Source organism: Nocardia africana NBRC 100379 (assembly GCF_001612635.1).
Classification (GTDB): Bacteria; Actinomycetota; Actinomycetes; order Mycobacteriales; family Mycobacteriaceae; genus Nocardia; species Nocardia africana.
Genome location: NZ_BDAV01000001.1, coordinates 288,705 through 303,444 on the forward strand (window position 1 = coordinate 288,705; position 14,740 = coordinate 303,444).

Below are 14,740 nucleotides of genomic sequence, written 5' to 3' on the forward strand. Positions count from 1 at the left end.
CTAGTTCTGCGGTTGCTGTGCCGACTGGTCCTGCTTGGAACGCACCAGCTGCTTGGCCGGATTCGGGTCCGGCGCCACGCCGTCGTGGGCCACCATGGCCTCCTGGCGGCCGAGCGTCGGACCGGCGGCGAGCAGGCCGACGATCTGATACGGCGCCGGCTCGGGCTTGGCCTTGTCGGCGTCCATACCCAGTGCCTTCTGCGCCGCGGCGTCCTTGATGCCGTAGCGCACACCGGTGTCGGCGACGAAGAACATGCTGTCACGGCGCTGGCTGTCGGCCTCGATACCCGTGGTCTGGACGAAGAATCCCGAGCCGGGCGTGGAGTAGAAGGCATCGACGTTCGGCCCGGAGCCGTCGGCCTGGGCCAGCGGCGTGGTCTGCGCGCTGTCCGGGATCGGCAGCGAATGTCCGGTCAGCACAGCCAATTCCGCGCGCTTACTGCCGTCGGCCTTGTCGGCCGCGCCGGACAGCGGCTTCCACGACATGCATTCCACCGGCTGATCCTTGGGGTCCACGATGGTGGGCGGCTGTGCCGGATATTGCTGCACCGGAAGTTCGGTCGACACCGGCGCCTGGGTGCTGTCGAACTGGCTGATCTCCGGATGCTCGGAAGCCGTCGGATTGGAGTTGCGAATGATGTCGGCGGTCAGTGGCGAGATCGCCTGCAGGCCGTCGCGCAGGACCACGTAGGACTGGTCCTTGATCTCCACATGCACCACATCACCGATTCGGTGGTTGCCCAGCGGATAGCTCGGGGTACCACCCGGGTCGGTGATCTTCGGCGGCACGATCGGCAGCACCTCGGGCACCGCGTTGAGCAGGCCGGCACTGATCGGCCGCGGAGTCATTCCCCGAATGCCCAGGGCCTCGGTCACTTTCGGATCGTTCATGTCGACCCGGGCCCGCTGATTGTCGTAGATCAGATAGGCGGCGTCGCGGCCCTGCACCAGCAGCGCCTTCCCCGAATCCAGCTTGGTCGCCTTGGAACCCAGCGACGGATCACCGGCGAGCACCGTCGTGGTCAGTTCGCGGCTGCCGTCGTTCTTCAGCTCGTCGCAGATCGACCACGCGCGACCCTTGCCGCTGCTGTCGAAATTCAGCGACGACGGCGCGCCCGGAATGCCGATCAGCGCCCCCCGCGGCTTCTTCGACAGCTCGGATTCCTTGATGGACACCGCTTTTGCGGGTTCACCGACCGCTAGCCGCGCCGATGCCAGATTCAACGACGGGTGCACGACACCGTCGATGACGGCGTAGACCGCGCCGGAATCCTTGCCGAGCAGAATCTTGTTGTCGCCGATCGACCCCTGCGGCCGCAGCAGCGCGAGCACGCCACAGCCGGCCAGCGCGACGACACCCAGAACCAGCCCGGCAGCATAGGCACGCGACTGCGAGCGCATCGGATCGTGCAGCATCCGCACGTCCCGGCGTACCAGGGCGTGCTCCATTCGCCTGACCAGGAAGCGATAACCGCTCACCTGCCAGCGCGTAGTGGGCTTTGAAGGCATGAGTCCTCCCCCGAACAGTGCTCGCGTTCGCCCAACACAGTACAGTTCAGCAGGACTGAAGTTCAGCTCGGCCATGGAAGAATCGGCCGACACCGGGTACTTGGGGGACGACGATGGCCGAATCCAGCGGCACCAACAGCCGCCCGCTCCTCGGACGGATCTCGCTGCCGAATCTGCTGGCCGCACAGTTACTGGGACTGGTCGTCGGCGTCGTCGTACTCGCGGTGGGTGTACCCGGCTGGTACGCACTGGGCGCGGCGATCGTGGCCGGCCTGGTGCTGCTCGTCCCGATCGGCAAGCGCACCATCGCGTCGTGGATCGCGACCGCGTGGCGCTACGTCACCCGCCAGGACTACGACCTCGGTGACACCGTCGATTTCCGCGGCCCGGACGGCCGCTCACTCGGTCTGTACTGGGAGGGCAGCCGCGTCGTCGCCGTCGTCGAGGTGCTGCCGCCCAAGGGCGGCCTGACCCGGATCGACCGCAACACCGTGCACGCGTCGCATCTGCTGCCGCTGCCCGAACTGGCACAGTGCCTGAGCCAGCACGACATCCTGCTGTCCGGTATCGACATCATCAGCCACGGTCACCGCAGCCGCTCCGGCACGCCCGCGGGGCCGATCTACGAATCGCTGCTCGGTCCGCTGCCCGCGACCGCGCACCGAACCGTCTGGCTCGCAATCAGTTTCGACACACTGGCCTGTCCGGAGGCCGCGGCCCGGCGCGGCGGCGGCACGGAGGGCGCGGGCCGGGCGGTCACCATCGCCACCCAGCGCATCGTGCGTGCGCTCGAGGATGCCGACTGCGCGTCGCGCGTGCTCACCGCGCCCGAGATCCGCAAGGCCGTCTGGCAGATCAGCGCCGGTGTCGACCCGCGGGCGCTCACCCATCGATGGCGCTACGCGGAACTGGGCAACAGCGTGAACATCGGCGCGGCGGTGGATCCCAAGCAACTGGGCTCGGATCTGCTGGCACAGCTGTGGGTCGCGCCGTCGCGGGGAACCACGGTGGCGGTCCGGCTGCGACCGGGTAGTTCACCCGAGACGGTGAACATCGGCGCGGCCTGGCGACTGACCGCTCGCGAGCTGCCGGAGAAGACCAAGCGCAAGGGCATGGTGTCGCTGAACGGCCGGCATCGCCAGAGCCTGCTGGCCCACCTGCCGATCGCCATTCCCGGCCTGGACGACACCGTCCCGATGAGCCAGTACCCGATCGACGTGGTGGGCGTCCTGCATCTGCCCTCCTCCGGCTGCGGTCAGCTGATCGGCTCCGACGAGGACGGCAACGGTGTCGCGGTTCGCCTTGTCGGACAGGGTATTTCGACCGTGTACGTGGCCGGCGAGCTGTATCTGGCGCAGCAGCTGGTGTTCCGCGCGCTGGCCGTCGGCGAGCGCATCCTCATCCGCACCGATCGCCCGCACGCATGGGAACAGCTGGTCACCACGATCGGCAACCCCGAGCGGCTCACCATCGCGGTGGAAACCCATCAGAGCGACGCCGGATTCACCGCGGCCGTGGTCGACGGTGTGCTCGCGCCCGCACCGCACGCCGGTGTGACCACCATCTACGTCACCGGCGATCCGATGGGCTGGCCCGCCACCAACCCGGATCTGTCGATCCACCAGCCGGGCGCCATCGGCAACCACGTGGTGATGCGAACCGGGACCACCCAGGTCGATTTGACGCTGGTCTCGATTCCCCGGGAGACGACCTACATCGGCAGCCCGCGCGGCCGTCGCCCGATGCCGCAGCAGGATCCGCGGCAGCGAGTCGCGCAGGCGCACAGGTAATTTCGGCGATCCGGGGCCTTAGCACGGTCGACGCGGCCGCCCGGATCGGCTCACCCCGGATACGGGTCGGTTCTGCGCGCCGTGCGCAGATGACGTGCCCACCAAGCCCATTGCCGCAGCAGGCGCTGCGCGGCGTCGACGGCGGCACCGTCGGCGGTGTTGCCGTCCGCGTCGAATTTGCGTTTGGCCTCGTGGAAACTCACGGTCTCGCGAATCGAGACCATGTGGATTTCCGCGACGACCTGGCGCAATTGCTCGACAGCCCGTAGCCCGCCCGACAGTCCGCCGTAACCGACGAAGCCGATCGGCTTGGCCCGCCACTCGCGCTTGGCGCTGTCGAGCGCCGTCTTGAGCGAGGCGGGATAGCCGTGGTTGTACTCGGAGGTGACCGCGACGAATCCGTCCGCGGCGCCGATCCGCTCACGGAACGCCTCGACCTGCGGCGTCGTCGTCAGGTCGGTGGGCAGGGGGGTGTGGGCCAGATCGATGACCCCGACGTCGAGGCCGGTGTCGGCGCGGGCCGTGCGGAGGAACCAGTCCGCCACCACGGGCGCGAACCGCTCGGGCCGCACACTGGCGATGATGACCTCCAACCGCAGCGGATCGTCCATGGTGTCAGCCTAGTCGGCACACTCGCCGCAGCGACGGCCTGCTCGCCGACCGTGCCGGCGGCACCGATACCCTGTGCCCCGGGAGAAAATCGTCGTGCGCCATATCGGACGGCTATGGCCGACAGGGGCACCGCAGATCGATCAGGAGGGGGCGAAACTTGTGATTCTCGGACATTGGTTGCTGATCGAAACACTGGACGTGCCGCCCACCTGGTCGGTCCTCGCCGTCGATACCGCACCGCGGCGCTGGAAGTCGTTGGCACGCACCGTACCCACCCGGTTGATGCCGATTCTCACCGCCGCCGCCGCGAGCGGCGAGACCGTCGAGCGGCAGCTGCCGAAATCCCGTCATGCCTGGTCCGGCCATCGCGCCTGCGCGATCGCGCTGACCGGGCCGGACGATCGGGTACACGGGGTGCAGATGTGGGTGGGCCCCGGCGACCCGCCCGCGCCGCCTCCGGTCGCCACCCATCTGCTCGACGCGCGCACCCGGCGCACGGAGGTGCGGTCCGCGGGCCTGGGCCCGGCATTCGACCGCAAGCGCAGCGTCTGGATCGGAGCCGAATCCTTCGAACACGTCGAACGTTTCGACGATGCCCTGGATCTGGCCGCGATCGTGGCGCGCGCGACGCCCGGATCGCGCTGGTGCGGCGAAATCTGCGTGCGCACGCCGGAGGGACTGCGCACCTTGATGATGGCGACACGCAACTCGGCCGCCGATCCCTATCTGTGGCGCGGCATTCTGGCCGACGTCACCGACAGTGTGGCACCGCAGCCGAAGTCGTTCGAGGCGGCGACGGTCGAGACGCTGGTCAGCCGCAATCCCGGCATGTATCTGGCGGTGGTCGACACCGAGCGGGTCCGGGTGATCCGGTGGATCAGCGCGCCGGTGCCGGGGCTGGACTGGTCCGGCGCCACGGACGAGCGCACGCTGCCACATCCCGGCGACCGGGAGCGAATCATCGCCGCGCGCACGGCGATCCGGGCGGGCGCGCCGTCGTGGACGCTGCCGAACCTCCGGCTGGCGGATACGACCGGAGGCTGGATCACCGTGGACGTGGAGGTCTCCCCGCTACCCCACGGTCCCGACGGAACCGGCGCACCACACTTCGCGCTGGCCCGCATCGATCTGCGCGAACCCGGCATTCCCTAGCGTTCGATGCGGTGCGCCGGCGTGGGCCGGTCCGTCAGGGCAGTTCGAACGGCAGCGCCACCCCGGCGTGCACCGTGCAGTGTTCGCAGGTCTCCATGCCCTCGACACCGGCGACCGCGCGGCGCACCAGAGTCTTGAACGGCACCAGGTTTCGCTCGAATTCGGCGAAGACGGCGGCCGCGCTGACACCCTCTCCGGCCTCCAGTCCGGCATCGAGGTCGGTCACCAGAGCAATTGCCGCGTAACACATTTCGAGTTCGCGAGCGAGAACGGCTTCCGGATATCCGGTCATGTTCACCAGTTCCCATCCCTGCCCGGCGAACCAGCGGCTCTCGGCCCGGGTGGAGAAGCGCGGGCCCTGCACCACGACCATGGTGGCGGCCGGCTGCATCGGCAGTTCGGGCACCGCCGCCCGCGTCGCGACCGCGCGCAGGTCGTCACAGTACGGATCGGCGAAGGAGACGTGGATGCCGCCGTTGTCGAAGTAGGTCTGCGCGCGGCCGGAGGTCCGGTCCACGAGCTGGTCGGGGACCGCCACGGTGCCCGGCCCCCAGTCCGCGCGCAGGCTGCCCACCGCACACGGCGCGAAGATCCGCCGTACGCCGATCGAGCGCAGGGCCCACATATTGGCCTGATACGGCACGGTGTGCGGAGAGTACTCGTGCTTGCGCCCGTGCCGTGGCAGGAAGGCGACCTGGCGGCCCTCGACCTCCCCGACCGTGATCGGCGCGCTCGGCTCACCGTAGGGTGTCTCGACCTCGAGGGTGGTCGCATCGTCGCCGAAGAAATCGTAGAAGCCGCTACCGCCGATGATGGCCAGTGCGGGGCGGGGATCCGAACTCATATCCGCAATTCTCGCGTACGCCGCGACGGCGGCCCCCGCCGCCTCACCTCGCGCCCGCTACCCTGACAGTACGCCCCGAATAATGTACCCTAGGGGGGTATGAACCACCAGGGCAGGAGCGAGGAACAGTCGGTGACCGAGGATCAGAGCAACACGGTTCGGACCGCCGAGGCGGCCGCGCAGCCTGGGCACGACCACGCCACCCACGGCTACATCACCGCCAAGGACGACTACCTCAAGCGGCTGCGCCGGATCGAGGGGCAGGCGCGCGGCCTGCAGCGCATGGTCGAAGAGGAGAAGTACTGCATCGACATCCTCACCCAGGTTTCGGCCATGACCAAGGCCTTGCAGGCGGTGGCCATGGGCCTGCTCGAGGACCACATCAGTCACTGTGTGGTCGACGCCGCGGTCCAGGGCGGTCCCGAGGCCGAGGCGAAGATCAAGGAGGCCACCGACGCCATCGCGCGGTTGGTCCGCTCCTGAGCCGCGACGGCATCTCGCACGACCGCCGCACCGCCTCGGATATCGGAGGTGGTGCGGCGGTCGCGAGAACGACGGTCAGACGCGCGCGGCCAGCGCCGGCGCCAGCGCGCGCAGCACTCCGATGTGGTCCTCGTCGGTGACCTGAATGGCGACCTGATCGGCACCCGCCTTCAGATGTTCGACCAGCGCGTCGGCGATCTGGTCGGCCGAGCCGTGCAGCGCCAGCGCGTCGATCAGCCGATCGCTGCCGGGCGGGGTCAGGTCCTCGTCGTCGAAGCCGAGCCGACGCAGATTCGCCACGTAATTGCGCAGGTTCAGGTAGAACTCCGTGCGCGGGCGGGCGGTCAGGCGGGCCTGGACCGGGTCGGTGTCGAACGAGATCTTGTGCTCGGGCACGAGCAGCGCGTCGGGACCCAGGATTTCGCGCGCCCGCCGGGTGTGCTCGGCGGTCACGAGGTAGGGCAGCGCTCCCGCGGTGCGGTCGGCGGCGAGCTTCAGCACCCGCGGTCCGAGCGCCGCCAGCGCGAGCTGCTGTTTCGGGACTCCGTTGGCGTCGAGGACGTCGACATAGTCGACGAGCGCGTCGTAGGGCTTGCGGAAATCCGAATCCTGCTCGGGATGTCCGGCGCCGAAGCCGAGGATGAACCGGCCCGGAAAGCGGCGGTCGATGCGATGGAAGGACTCGGCCACCTGTTCGGCGGGCGCGGACCAGATGTTGACGATGCTGGTGCCGACCGTCAGCGTCTCGGTCTCCTCGAGCAGCGCCTCCACGGCCGGCAGATCCGCCGGCGGCGAGCCGCCCAGCCACAACGTGCTGTACCCGAGCCCCTCCAGCTCACGAGCCTGTCCCGGTTCGAAACCGGAGTAGTACCGCCATACGCCGAATGTGCCGATATTCCTGGTTCGCGCAGCCTCAGTCATAGTCGTTGCGAACTCCGTTGCGCGGGCGACTATTCCGCCCGGCACCGAAAAAAATCCCGGTCACGCAATCTGGCACTCTCCCCAAGCGAGTGCTAAATTTGGCATCGGACAGCTTACGGCGCTCGCCGCCGAGGCGGGCGTCACCACTGGATATGGAGGTGATTCCTGTGCTGAGGTTCGACCCGTTCCACGACATCGACACCGTCGCCCGGCAGCTCCTGGGAGATGCCGCCGGAACCACGCGCGCGCCACGTTTCATGCCGATGGATCTGTTCAAGGCCGGTGACCACTACGTCCTCAACGCCGATCTCCCGGGTGTCGATCCCGGCTCGGTCGACGTGAGCGTGGACAACGGCACCCTGACGCTGAAGGCGCAGCGCAGCCTGCCCGGTGACGAGCATGTGCAATGGATCGCGTCGGAACGATTCGCGGGAACCTACATGCGCCAGCTGTCGCTCGGTGAGGGCATCGACACCGACAACATCAGCGCCACCTACAACGACGGCGTGCTGTCGGTGACCCTGCCGATCGCCGAGAAGGCCAAGCCGCGGCGCATCGAGATCGGCGGCATGAGCCAGGGCCCGAAGACCATCGAGGCCGGCCGCTCCGAGAGCAGCTGACCGGCCGCGAGAGGGATGTGCCCGCGCCATCGGCGAACAGCTGAGTGTGCAAGCCGCACAACACCCTTCACCGGTGCACGGTGGCCGGAGGCGCGGGCGGAACCGAGGTTCGTCGCAGCGCGGAGGAGGTGAGAGACGTACAACCCTCGAATAGCGACTCGTACGGCCCCGCGGACTCCGCGGGGCCGTCGGCTGTCCGGGGCAGGTAGCGGGCCGTCAGCTACCGCAGCAGCCGTCCGGCTCGGGGATCGTACGCATCTCCCGGGTTTCGGCGTTGCGGGCGGCGAGGTCGGCATCCGCCGGGTACTCGACGGCGATCAGACTCAATCCGTGGGCGGGGGCGACGGTGACCGAGCTGGATCGCTCCCGTTCCGCGAGAAGGCTTTCCGCCCATTCGGGCGTGCGGCGCCCCTCCCCCACCGCCAGCACCGCACCCACCAAGCTGCGGACCATGGACCAGCAGAACGCGTCGGCGCTGACATAGGCGGTCAACATGGCGGCTTCGCGTTCGGAACCGGCCCGGGCCACGCCGGGACCACCGATCGGCGTCGCGACCCAATCGAAGCGCTGCAATTCGCGGACCGTCGTCGCCCCTTCGCGCCGACGGCAGAAGGCGGCGAAATCGTGGAGCCCCAACAGCTTTCGCGACGCCTCGCGCATGGCCTCGAGATCGACGCCGGGGCGGCAGGCGACCACGCTGCGGGCCAGCAGCGGCGGGGCCCCGTAGGGCGCGGTAGTGAGCCGATACGCGTAGTGGCGGCGGATCGCGGAGAAGCGGGCGTCGAATTCCGATGGCGCCGGGCGGATTCCGGTGACCCGGACATCCTTCGGCAGGAACCGCGCCAGCCGGTGCAGCAGCTTGTCGCAGTCGGGCAGCGCGGTCGTGTCGAAATGCGCGACCTGCCCCTCGGCGTGGACTCCGGCATCGGTCCGGCCGGCCACCGTCAGCTGAATCGGTTCGCGCAGGACCTTGCTCAGCGACTCTTCGAGCACACCCTGCACGGTCCGCAGGCCGGGCTGGCGGGCCCAGCCGGTGAAATCGGTGCCGTCGTAGGCGATATCGAGCCGTACTCGAACCGCAACCGAGGTTGCTGCCGGATCCTGCATGGTCACAGCCATTTCCTGGTTAACATGAGCGAAGCCCGCCGACCCGGAGGGGACGGCGGGCTCACTCGTGAATTCCCGACGCAGATCGAGAGGTCCCCGCACGTGGCGGGGACCAACTCATTCCGCCTTGTCCTCGGCGGGAGCCTCGGTGGACTCCGCCTCGGCGGCCTCGTCGGCCTTCGCCTCAGCAGCCTCGTCGGCCTTCGCCTCGGTGGCCTCTTCGGCCTTGGCCTCGGCCGCCTCGGTCTTGGCCTGCTGGGCGGCGACCCGGCGAGCGCGATCGGCCTCGTTGGTCACGGTCTTCTCCCGGACCAGCTCGATGATCGCCATCGGCGCGTTGTCACCCTTGCGGGGCACGGTCTTGATGATCCGGGTGTAGCCACCCTCGCGACCCTCGAACGACGGTCCGATGTTCGCGAAGAGTTCGTGCACCACGTCCTTGTTGCGGATCACCTTGAGCACCTCGCGGCGGTCGGCCAGCGAACCGGCCTTGGCCTTGGTGACCAGCTTCTCGGCGTAGGGGCGCAGCGCCTTGGCCTTGGCCTCGGTGGTCGTGATCCGACCGTGCTCGAAGAGCGCCGTGGCCAGATTGGCGAAGATCGCCTTCTGGTGCGACGCCGACCCGCCGAAGCGAGCACCCTTCTTGGGCTTGGGCATTGGTTGTTCTCCTTAGGAAAGGCCGAACGGGGCTGCCACCCCGGAAGGCCTAGAGCTGTTCGGTCTCGGCGTAGTCCTGCTCGCCGTTGTCTGCATCGCCGAAGGAGCCGCTGTCACTCCAGGTTCCGGTGGCGGCGTCGTAGCCGACGACGCTCGACGGATCGAAGGAGGCCGGGCTGTCCTTCAACGACAGGCCGAGCGAATGCAGCTTGACCTTGACCTCGTCGATGGACTTCTGGCCGAAGTTGCGGATGTCCAGCAGATCCGATTCGGTCCGCGCAACCAGCTCGCCGACGGTGTGCACACCCTCGCGCTTGAGGCAGTTGTACGAGCGCACGGTGAGGTCCAGGTCCTCGATCGGCAGCGCGAACGAGGCGATGTGGTCCGCCTCGGCCGGGCTGGGCCCGATCTCGATACCTTCGGCCTCCACGTTCAGCTCGCGCGCCAGGCCGAACAGCTCGACCAGGGTCTTACCGGCCGACGCCAGCGCATCCCGCGGGGAGATCGAGTTCTTGGTCTCGACGTCCAGGATGAGCCGGTCGAAGTCGGTGCGCTGCTCGACACGGGTGGCCTCGACCTTGTAGGTCACCTTCAGCACCGGCGAGTAGATCGAATCCACCGGGATCCGGCCGATTTCCGCACCCGAGGCCTTGTTCTGCACGGCCGGGACGTAACCGCGACCGCGCTCGACGACGAGCTCGATCTCCAGCTTGCCCTTGTCGTTCAGGGTGGCGATGTGCATATCCGGGTTGTGCACGGTCACACCGGCCGGGGGAACGATGTCACCGGCGGTGACGGTGCCCGGGCCCTGCTTGCGCACGTACATGGTGACCGGCTCGTCCTCTTCGGACGACACGACCAGGCCCTTGAGGTTCAGGATGATGTCGGTGACGTCTTCCTTCACACCCGGGACGGTGGTGAACTCGTGCAGCACGCCGTCGATGCGGATGCTGGTCACCGCGGCCCCCGGAATCGAGGACAGCAGGGTACGGCGCAGCGAATTGCCGAGGGTGTAACCGAAGCCCGGCTCGAGGGGTTCGATGGTGAACTTCGAGCGGTTCTCGGCCAGTACCTCTTCGGCCAGTGTGGGTCGCTGTGAAATCAGCATGAGGATCTCCTCCTTCAGGGGCGCCCGCTATTTGACGCCCACGAACTGGGGTGTGGATGAGCACGTCGGGTACGGTGCTCACCCACCAGCAGCACGAACGGCTTACTTCGAGTAGTACTCGACGATGAGCTGTTCGTTCAGCGGCACATCGATCTGCGCGCGTTCCGGAAGCTGGTGGACCAGGATCCGCAGCCGGTTCGGAACGACCTGCAGCCAGCCCGGGATCGGGCGATCGCCCTGGGTCTCACGGGCGACCTGGAACGGCAGCGTCGGCAGCGACTTCTCCTTGACATCGATGATGTCGTACTGGGAGACCTGGAAGCTGGGGACGTTCACCTTGCGGTTGTTCACCAGGAAGTGCCCGTGCGAGACCAGCTGGCGGGCCTGGCGACGGGTCCGGGCCAGACCGGCGCGGTACACGACGTTGTCCAGACGCGACTCGAGCAGCTGCAGCATGTTGTCGCCGGTCTTACCCTTGCGACGGTTCGCCTCTTCGTAGTAGCGGCGGAACTGCTTCTCCATGACGCCGTAGGTGAAGCGGGCCTTCTGCTTCTCCTGCAGCTGGAGCAGGTACTCGCTCTCCTTGATCCGCGCGCGGCCGTGCTGGCCGGGCGGGTAGGGACGACGCTCGAACGCCTGGTCGCCTCCGACGAGGTCGACACGCAGACGACGCGACTTGCGGGTGATGGGGCCTGTATAACGAGCCATTTTTCGCTAATCCTTTCCCGCTAGACGCGACGCCGCTTGGGCGGACGGCAGCCGTTGTGCGGCTGCGGGGTGACGTCGGAGATCGTGCCCACCTCGAGGCCGGCGGCCTGCAGCGAGCGGATCGCGGTCTCACGGCCCGAACCCGGGCCCTTGACGAACACGTCGACCTTCTTGACGCCGTTCTCCTGCGCCTTGCGGGCGGCGTTCTCGGCGGCGAGCTGCGCGGCGAACGGGGTCGACTTACGCGAACCCTTGAAGCCGACGTGGCCCGACGACGCCCACGAGATCACGTTGCCCTCGGGGTCGGTGATCGAGACGATCGTGTTGTTGAACGTGGACTTGATGTGCGCGTGGCCGTGCGGAACGTTCTTCTTGTCCCGGCGACGCGCCTTCTGGGACTTCTTGGGGCCGGAGGCCCGACTCTTCGGAGGCATCGGTTATCCCTACTTCTTCTTGCCGGCGACGGTCTTCTTCGGACCCTTGCGCGTGCGCGCATTGGTCTTGGTCCGCTGTCCGCGCACCGGCAGGTGGCGGCGGTGGCGGATGCCCTGGTAGCAGCCGATCTCGATCTTGCGGCGGATGTCGGCCTGCACCTCACGGCGCAGGTCACCTTCGACCTTGAACTCCGACGCCTCGATGTAATCGCGCAACCGGGTGACGTCGTCGTCGCTGAGATCCTTCGACCGCAGGTCGGGGCTGACGCCGGTGGCGTCCAGGATCTCCTTGGCGCGGGTACGACCGATGCCGAAAATGTAGGTCAGCGCGATCTCCATGCGCTTCTCGCGCGGGAGATCGACGCCCATCAGACGTGCCATGTGGCAGCTTCCTTAACTGTTGCGGAGGTCTGCTCCCTGTCCGTCCCCTCGAATGGGGCCCCGGCCTCCGTTCCGGGGGTAGGTCGTCCGTCCGCTCTCCGCTCGTTTCCGAGGCGGCGAGCTCGCCGACGGCGACTGGCGCTGGGAGGTCTTCTTTTCTGTGCCAATCCGAACTGCGTTCGGTGCTTGGCTGGTGAACCCCTGCGTCGGGGCGCAGTCCAGGTCAGCCCTGACGCTGCTTGTGACGCAGGTTGTCGCAGATCACCATGACCCGGCCGTTACGGCGGATCACCTTGCACTTCTCGCAGATCTTCTTGACGCTCGGCTGAACCTTCACGTCCGTCCAATCTGGTTGTGGTTCACACGGGTGTGAACACAGGTGTTCCCCAGTCGTATGACTGGGGAAGTCTTTTGTCGCAGATCCCGAGGCCAGAGCCCCGAAATGCCACGAGAGTCCGGAGCCGAGACTCCCGAACTCCCTCCGGGGATCGCTCCCCGGAAAACTCACTTGTAGCGGTAGACGATGCGACCGCGGGACAGGTCGTAGGGAGAAAGCTCCACGACCACACGGTCCTCGGGCAGGATGCGGATGTAGTGCTGACGCATCTTGCCGCTGATGTGCGCGAGAACCTTGTGACCGTTCTCCAGCTCGATGCGGAACATCGCATTCGGCAGTGGCTCGATAACTCGACCCTCGACCTCGATGGCCCCGTCCTTCTTCGCCATATCCTCCGCGATCCCGCTTACGCTGAAACCCTGTGTGGTCTCAACTCTTCGGCTAGCTTGTCACTGCAGTTACCGGTGCACTCCAGTCGACCCGGTGCCATACTCTTCGTAAGCCCCATGCGGACACGTAGTCGCATGAGCACAGACGTCGGGCAGGTGCACCGCCGACCAAGCTTACCCGCGCGCCCGCGATCCGGCCAAATGCGGTCCCCTCGCCCCGTTCGTGGCGGTCCTGCACACCGCTCGCGCCGCTTTGGTCAGTGGTCGGCGAGCGGACCGCGCCCGGTCAGCGGGCCCCACGCCCCGATCAGTCCGAGCATCAGCACCAGCGCGACCGTGATCACCGTGAACACCGCCCCGGGGCCGTGGCTGTCCAGCAGCGGGAGCAGCACGAACGGCTGGACGGCGGTGCTCAGTTTCGACAGGGAATAGGCCGTACCCGAGGCGGTGCCGCGCACGGTCGTGGGAAACGATTCCGGCAGGTACGTGTGCAGGGCGTTGGAGAAGATGTTGCTGGCCAGGGTGAACAGGCCGCCCGACAGCAGGATCAGCGGCACGCTCGTCGCGAATCCGAAGACCAGGCCGAACACCGCCATCAGCGCGGCCGACGCCAGCACCAGATACTTGCGCTCGGTGCGCTCGATCAGCGGAATCGACAGCAGCGAACCCAGCGGATAGCCCAGATACGTGACGGTCAGATAGCCCAGCGAGTTCACCACCGTGAACCCCTTGTGCTGCAACACCAGCACCGCCAGCGTGCCGAAGCCGTAGTAGCCGAACACCTGCAGGATCATCACCGCGGAGAACAGCAGGGTGCGGCCGCGATTGGCGCCGCGCAGAATGTCGGCGAACGCCACCTTCGCCCGCCCGCTCGCAGCCGCCGGGCCGGTCGTGGCCTGATCCTGCTGGGCCTGCCAGCGCGGAGACTCGGGCATGTGGCGACGGGCGACGAACACCAGCGCGGCGCCGAGCCCGCCGAAGACGAACAGCCAGCGCCAGCCGTCGGTGCCGAACGGTTGCAGCGGAACCAGCCACCGGGCCAGGAATCCGACGGTCGGGACCGCGCAGAATCCGATGGTGTAGGCGATGGCGATCATCCGGCCGCGGACCTGCGGCGGCATCGTCTCCGACAGATAGGTGTCGGAGACGGTCATCTCGGCGCCGATCCCGAGTCCGGCGAGTACCCTCGTCGCCATCAGGAACCAGACGTTGGGACTGAACGCGCCGAGCAGGGTGAATCCGGCGTACACCCCGATGTTGATCATGAACATCCGGCGGCGGCCGAAGAGGTCGGAGAGCCGGCCGATGACCAGGGCGCCGAGGAATTGGCCCACGAAGGCCGAGGCGAGGATGCCGCTCAGCTGATAGGTCGACAGCGCGAGCTGCTGCCTGAGCACGCCGGTGATGGTGCCGGCGAGGAACAGTTCGTAGAGATCGAAGAACAGGCCCAGGCCCACGAGGGCGACGAGTGTGCGATGGACCGGCCGGACGGGAAGTTCGTCCAACCGGGCCGCGCGGGGATCATCGCCCGCGGTGATTGCCATTTCGATACGCTCCCGACCTCGCAAATAAGGGGCAACCGAACCCGCCGGCAGGCGGCGCGGCGCGTCGGCCGACCGGCTTGTCGGCTGTGGGTAGGACGCCCGTCACGGCCGATAGCCCTCGCGTAAACTACCGGCTGTCCAGGA

17 protein-coding genes are annotated in these 14,740 nt (G+C 67.7%); 4 read left to right on the plus strand and 13 right to left on the minus strand.

The features are described from left to right. Positions 1 to 1,509, minus strand: a complete 1,509-nt coding sequence (eccB, locus tag NA3_RS01380) for a type VII secretion protein EccB (protein WP_062961740.1) — start codon at positions 1,507 to 1,509, stop codon at positions 1 to 3. A gap of 113 nt (positions 1,510 to 1,622) precedes the next feature. Here eccB and eccE point away from each other — a divergent pair, with 113 nt between their 5' ends. Beyond that, complete coding sequence (gene eccE / locus NA3_RS01385; RefSeq protein WP_062961741.1) at positions 1,623 to 3,299, plus strand: type VII secretion protein EccE; 1,677 nt, start codon at positions 1,623 to 1,625, stop codon at positions 3,297 to 3,299. Positions 3,300 to 3,349: 50 nt separating this feature from the next. On the opposite strand, the gene NA3_RS01390 is transcribed toward eccE, so the two are convergent. After that, on the minus strand, positions 3,350 to 3,910 hold the full coding sequence (locus tag NA3_RS01390; RefSeq protein ID WP_062961742.1) for an NADPH-dependent FMN reductase: 561 nt from the start codon (positions 3,908 to 3,910) through the stop codon (positions 3,350 to 3,352). A 160-nt stretch (positions 3,911 to 4,070) separates the two neighbouring features. Between NA3_RS01390 and NA3_RS01395 the strand changes: the two genes are divergently transcribed. Next, a complete protein-coding gene (locus tag NA3_RS01395; RefSeq protein ID WP_062961743.1) occupies positions 4,071 to 5,063 on the plus strand; it encodes a GAF domain-containing protein in 993 nt (330 codons plus the stop codon). A 34-nt stretch (positions 5,064 to 5,097) separates the two neighbouring features. Here the strand turns inward: NA3_RS01395 and NA3_RS01400 are convergent, their stop codons facing one another. Continuing rightward, on the minus strand, positions 5,098 to 5,907 hold the full coding sequence (locus tag NA3_RS01400; protein ID WP_062961744.1) for an S-methyl-5'-thioadenosine phosphorylase: 810 nt from the start codon (positions 5,905 to 5,907) through the stop codon (positions 5,098 to 5,100). Positions 5,908 to 6,039: 132 nt separating this feature from the next. Here NA3_RS01400 and NA3_RS01405 point away from each other — a divergent pair, with 132 nt between their 5' ends. Further along, positions 6,040 to 6,390: a metal-sensitive transcriptional regulator gene (locus NA3_RS01405; RefSeq protein ID WP_062961816.1), complete on the plus strand. Its 351-nt coding sequence runs from the start codon at positions 6,040 to 6,042 to the stop codon at positions 6,388 to 6,390. 75 nt (positions 6,391 to 6,465) lie between these two features. On the opposite strand, the gene NA3_RS01410 is transcribed toward NA3_RS01405, so the two are convergent. Beyond that, positions 6,466 to 7,311 (minus strand): LLM class F420-dependent oxidoreductase, encoded by an 846-nt coding sequence (locus NA3_RS01410; protein ID WP_062961745.1) that lies wholly within the window; start codon positions 7,309 to 7,311, stop codon positions 6,466 to 6,468. Positions 7,312 to 7,478: 167 nt separating this feature from the next. On the opposite strand from NA3_RS01410, the gene NA3_RS01415 reads away from it, so the two are divergent. Further along, positions 7,479 to 7,931, plus strand: coding sequence for an Hsp20/alpha crystallin family protein (locus NA3_RS01415; protein WP_062961817.1), 453 nt, complete (start codon positions 7,479 to 7,481; stop codon positions 7,929 to 7,931). Between the two features lie 216 nt (positions 7,932 to 8,147). Here NA3_RS01415 and truA read toward each other — a convergent pair whose 3' ends face one another. The 9 genes from truA to NA3_RS01460 all read right to left on the minus strand — a co-directional run bounded on the left by truA (position 8,148) and on the right by NA3_RS01460 (position 14,596). Continuing rightward, on the minus strand, positions 8,148 to 9,050 hold the full coding sequence (gene truA, locus NA3_RS01420; protein WP_062961746.1) for a tRNA pseudouridine(38-40) synthase TruA: 903 nt from the start codon (positions 9,048 to 9,050) through the stop codon (positions 8,148 to 8,150). Between the two features lie 105 nt (positions 9,051 to 9,155). Continuing rightward, the gene (gene rplQ, locus NA3_RS01425; protein WP_062961747.1) at positions 9,156 to 9,695 is read right to left on the minus strand and encodes a 50S ribosomal protein L17; all 540 of its coding nucleotides are present in this window, start codon (positions 9,693 to 9,695) and stop codon (positions 9,156 to 9,158) included. 49 nt (positions 9,696 to 9,744) lie between these two features. Continuing rightward, positions 9,745 to 10,803 (minus strand): DNA-directed RNA polymerase subunit alpha, encoded by a 1,059-nt coding sequence (locus tag NA3_RS01430; protein WP_030513445.1) that lies wholly within the window; start codon positions 10,801 to 10,803, stop codon positions 9,745 to 9,747. Positions 10,804 to 10,905: 102 nt separating this feature from the next. Continuing rightward, complete coding sequence (gene rpsD, locus NA3_RS01435) at positions 10,906 to 11,511, minus strand: 30S ribosomal protein S4 (RefSeq protein WP_062961748.1); 606 nt, start codon at positions 11,509 to 11,511, stop codon at positions 10,906 to 10,908. Between the two features lie 20 nt (positions 11,512 to 11,531). Beyond that, positions 11,532 to 11,945, minus strand: coding sequence for a 30S ribosomal protein S11 (gene rpsK / locus NA3_RS01440; protein ID WP_025347281.1), 414 nt, complete (start codon positions 11,943 to 11,945; stop codon positions 11,532 to 11,534). A 9-nt stretch (positions 11,946 to 11,954) separates the two neighbouring features. Next, positions 11,955 to 12,326: a 30S ribosomal protein S13 gene (gene rpsM, locus NA3_RS01445; RefSeq protein WP_030513443.1), complete on the minus strand. Its 372-nt coding sequence runs from the start codon at positions 12,324 to 12,326 to the stop codon at positions 11,955 to 11,957. 223 nt (positions 12,327 to 12,549) lie between these two features. Continuing rightward, the gene (gene rpmJ, locus NA3_RS01450; RefSeq protein ID WP_025347279.1) at positions 12,550 to 12,663 is read right to left on the minus strand and encodes a 50S ribosomal protein L36; all 114 of its coding nucleotides are present in this window, start codon (positions 12,661 to 12,663) and stop codon (positions 12,550 to 12,552) included. Positions 12,664 to 12,830: 167 nt separating this feature from the next. Then, a complete protein-coding gene (gene infA, locus NA3_RS01455; RefSeq protein WP_003886926.1) occupies positions 12,831 to 13,052 on the minus strand; it encodes a translation initiation factor IF-1 in 222 nt (73 codons plus the stop codon). A 257-nt stretch (positions 13,053 to 13,309) separates the two neighbouring features. Continuing rightward, positions 13,310 to 14,596: an MFS transporter gene (locus NA3_RS01460; protein ID WP_062961749.1), complete on the minus strand. Its 1,287-nt coding sequence runs from the start codon at positions 14,594 to 14,596 to the stop codon at positions 13,310 to 13,312. Positions 14,597 to 14,740 lie beyond the last annotated feature (144 nt).

Bases quoted from the DNA above. Each gene is read 5' to 3' on its own strand.
- NA3_RS01390 (WP_062961742.1), bottom strand. From the start codon at position 3,910: ATGGACGATCCGCTGCGGTTGGAGGTCATCATCGCCAGTGTGCGGCCC.
- rpsM (WP_030513443.1), bottom strand. From the start codon at position 12,326: ATGGCACGTCTGATGGGCGTCGATCTCCCGCGCGAGAAGCGCATGGAG.
- infA (WP_003886926.1), bottom strand. From the start codon at position 13,052: ATGGCGAAGAAGGACGGGGCCATCGAGGTCGAGGGTCGAGTTATCGAG.
- NA3_RS01460 (WP_062961749.1), bottom strand. From the start codon at position 14,596: ATGGCAATCACCGCGGGCGATGATCCCCGCGCGGCCCGGTTGGACGAA.
- NA3_RS01400 (WP_062961744.1), bottom strand. From the start codon at position 5,907: ATGAGTTCGGATCCCCGCCCCGCACTGGCCATCATCGGCGGTAGCGGC.
- eccB (WP_062961740.1), bottom strand. From the start codon at position 1,509: ATGCCTTCAAAGCCCACTACGCGCTGGCAGGTGAGCGGTTATCGCTTC.
- NA3_RS01430 (WP_030513445.1), bottom strand. From the start codon at position 10,803: ATGCTGATTTCACAGCGACCCACACTGGCCGAAGAGGTACTGGCCGAG.
- rplQ (WP_062961747.1), bottom strand. From the start codon at position 9,695: ATGCCCAAGCCCAAGAAGGGTGCTCGCTTCGGCGGGTCGGCGTCGCAC.
- rpsD (WP_062961748.1), bottom strand. From the start codon at position 11,511: ATGGCTCGTTATACAGGCCCCATCACCCGCAAGTCGCGTCGTCTGCGT.
- eccE (WP_062961741.1), top strand. From the start codon at position 1,623: ATGGCCGAATCCAGCGGCACCAACAGCCGCCCGCTCCTCGGACGGATC.
- truA (WP_062961746.1), bottom strand. From the start codon at position 9,050: ATGGCTGTGACCATGCAGGATCCGGCAGCAACCTCGGTTGCGGTTCGA.
- rpsK (WP_025347281.1), bottom strand. From the start codon at position 11,945: ATGCCTCCGAAGAGTCGGGCCTCCGGCCCCAAGAAGTCCCAGAAGGCG.
- NA3_RS01410 (WP_062961745.1), bottom strand. From the start codon at position 7,311: ATGACTGAGGCTGCGCGAACCAGGAATATCGGCACATTCGGCGTATGG.